The organism is Streptomyces phytophilus, from assembly GCF_013870535.1.
In the GTDB taxonomy this organism is placed as follows: Bacteria; Actinomycetota; Actinomycetes; order Streptomycetales; family Streptomycetaceae; genus Streptomyces; species Streptomyces phytophilus.
This window is the reverse complement of record NZ_JACBXC010000791.1, coordinates 1-2,869: the sequence shown is the minus strand read 5'-3', so window position 1 is coordinate 2,869 and position 2,869 is coordinate 1. Positions and strand designations below refer to the sequence as shown.

At 72.7% G+C, this 2,869-nt stretch carries 3 protein-coding genes and 1 pseudogene; all 4 read left to right on the top strand.

From position 1 onward, the window contains the following. Positions 1-229: pseudogene (locus H5J30_RS36055) on the top strand (collagen-like domain-containing protein); the annotation flags it as partial. Positions 230-410: 181 nt separating this feature from the next. Continuing rightward, positions 411-1,595 (top strand): helix-turn-helix domain-containing protein, encoded by a 1,185-nt coding sequence (locus H5J30_RS25315; RefSeq protein WP_181789665.1) that lies wholly within the window; start codon positions 411-413, stop codon positions 1,593-1,595. 106 nt (positions 1,596-1,701) lie between these two features. Beyond that, positions 1,702-2,124: a recombinase family protein gene (locus tag H5J30_RS25310; protein ID WP_181789664.1), complete on the top strand. Its 423-nt coding sequence runs from the start codon at positions 1,702-1,704 to the stop codon at positions 2,122-2,124. Next, a complete protein-coding gene (locus tag H5J30_RS25305; RefSeq protein WP_181789663.1) occupies positions 2,121-2,747 on the top strand; it encodes a hypothetical protein in 627 nt (208 codons plus the stop codon). The genes H5J30_RS25310 and H5J30_RS25305 overlap by 4 nt, the downstream gene beginning before the upstream one ends. Positions 2,748-2,869: the final 122 nt, after the last annotated feature.

Sequence of the window (2,869 nt, the reverse complement as noted above, 5' to 3'; positions counted from 1 at the left end):
CGGCCCGCCCGGCCCGGCGGGGGCGGACGGCAAGGACGGAACCGACGGCGACCGGGGCCCGGAGGGTCCACCGGGGCCGGCCTGCCCCGAGGGGCACAGCCTCCAGGCCCCGCCCTGGGATCCGTACGCGCTCATCTGCCGACAGGACGGAGCACCGGCGCCGCCCGAGGACCCTGCCCCCACCGCCAACGTTCCGCCGGCGCTCGACCCCCAACGCCGCCGCACCTGACCCCACGCCCCCGCCCGGTACCCGGGCGGGGGCGCCTTCGTCATGTTCGGATCACGGTTGTCCCGGCCGCGGCGGTGCGGGAAACGGCGAACGGCCCCCGCAAGGGAGGGCCGTTCGGGTGGTACTCACGGGGCGGCCCGCGGGTACGGTTCTGGTGTCACCTCAGAACGCTGGAGTCAGTATGCCTGAACCCACGAACGAGCACATCGGCGACCGCGTACGGACGGTACGGAAGCGTCGCGGCATGACGCAGAAGGAACTCGCAACCGCCGCCGACCTGTCCGTCTCCCTGGTCCGCAAGATGGAGCAAGGCGAGCGGCAGGACGTGCGGATGGAGACAGCTCACCAGCTCGCCCGCGCGCTCGACGTGCCGACTACGCACCTGCTCACCTCCGCCCCACCCCCGTGGCGGCCGAACGTCCCCGCGGACATCTGGCAGCCGGTCGTGACCGCCCTCGCGGCGCCCTCCCCGCAGTTGCCCGAGGAGCCCACCGCCGCCGGCGTCAGCGGCGCGCTGGCCGGCGGCAGGGCCCTGTTCGCCACCGAACGCTACGACGACCTCGGCAGGATGCTGCCCGCCCTCCTGCGGGACGTGCGCGCCCTGGAGGGGCCGGCGGCTCGGCGCTTGCTGTACCAGTCGCTGCAGCTCACGGTGAGCTTCCTGGGTCAGGTGCGGCAGTACGAGGCTGCCGCCGAGGCTGCACAGCAGACCCTCGACGCAGCGACGGACGAACTCGCCGGCGGCGCCGCGGTGGTCGCTCAGTGCCAGCAGCTTCTGCGCGGCGGGCATCTGGCGGAGGTAGCGGAGTTGGCGAGTCGATGGGCGGATGACGTCGAGCCGCGGGTGTCGCGCGCGACGCCGGAGGAACTCGCCGTATGGGGTGGGCTGCAGCTCCGCGTGGGCGCCGCGGCTGTCCGGGACAACCGGAAGCCGGAGGCAGCGAACGCGCTGCGGCTGGCGCGGATCGCTGCGGTGGGCCTCGGTCAGGAGGTGATCACCGCGCCTGACTACCTGCGGCACTTCGGGCCGGCGACGGTCACCCACCAGCGCGCGGAGCACGCGGCAATCCAGCAGAACCCCGCTCGGGTGCTGCATCTCCACAAGGCCGTGCGAACGTGGAAGCCAGCCAAGGGCGGCGGGAAGTCGGGCCGGTGCCGGCACATGCTCGACGTCGCCGACGCGCACCTGCGCCTGCATGACGAAGAGCAGTGCGTGCAGGTCCTCCAAGACGTGTGGGCGGACGCGCCGCAGTGGATCACCGCGCAGCGGTACGCGCAGGACATCATGGGCCGCGTGGTCGAGCGCAGGCGGACGCTGACGCCGGAGATGCGGGAGCTGGCCGACGCTTTGGGGACTCCGATGTAAGCGCTGTGGCACTTGGCGCAGGGGGTGGGTTGGAGTGCCATGGCGACCATGCTCATGACGGGGCTACGTTCGGTGACGACCTGATCACCGACGACAGGCGACCGTCATGGACACCCCCGACACTGGCCAACCCGCCCGGCCCACGCTGGCGTTCATCTACGACCGGCATGCCACCCTCACGACCGCCGCTCTTGACGCGCGCATAGAGCGGTGCCAGCGGTACGCCGTCGAACACGGCTGGGTGGCCGCCGGGCTGTGGGTCGACCGCGGCGACAACGCGCTGACGAACTGGCCCCGGCCGCAGTGGGATCGGCTCATCTACGCGATGCGGCAGGCTGCCGCGCCCGCGGTGTGCCTGGTCGACTCGTGGGAGCGCATCAGCCGGGAGCAGACCGCGCGCACGATTCTGCAGCTGGCGGTCCACCAGGCCGGCGGGCGCTGCGTCACGACCGCCGGGGAGGATGACGCCGACCTGGGCCACGGCCGGATCACCGTCACCGCGCCGCTGGCACTGAGGGGGCGGCCGTGACCGCCCGGCCGCCGGTGCCCTACGTGACCGCCTGGACCGGTGAGGACCGCCGAACCGCCCCCGTCGTGGTCTGCAGGGCCAATGACCGCGGCATCGGCTATCCACACGAGAACCCCCAGGAACGCGACACCATGGGCGTGCTGTGGGCCCGCAGGCCGTTACGGCAGGGCCACGGCCGCCCCCGCTATGGCCACGTCCACCCCCAGCGGCAGCGCCGCGCGATGCACAGGCTCCTGTGCCAGGTCTGCGCCGCGCCGGCCTACGAGGACGAGCACGGGACGCTGTTCCTGCTGGAGGACCACCGCGACGTGCCCGGCTGGCCCGAGGAGGAAGTCACCGCACACCCTCCCCTCTGTCTCCAGTGCGCCGCGATGTCCCCGGAGTGGTGCCCGCATCTGCGCCGCACCGGCGCGGTGGCGGTACAGGTGCAGCATCCCGACATCGACGGCGTGCACGGGCTGATGTACCGCCGGGAGGGCCGGCTTGCTGTGCCTGACAAGGCGGTCACGGTTCCGTACGACGATCCCGCGGTGCGGTGGGTGCTGGCCGCCCATCTGACGCGCGTGCTTCGCGGCTGCACCATTGTGCAGCCCGAGGAGATCGCCGAACGGCTCTCAACTTGACTCCGCCCCGTGACCGTCTGGACAAGCCGGCCACGGGGCGGGCTGCCCACCTGCCGGACAGATTGGCAGGCCGGGTATCGGTCGGCGCGGTTATCCGCGCGCTCGTCCGCGCCGACCGTACC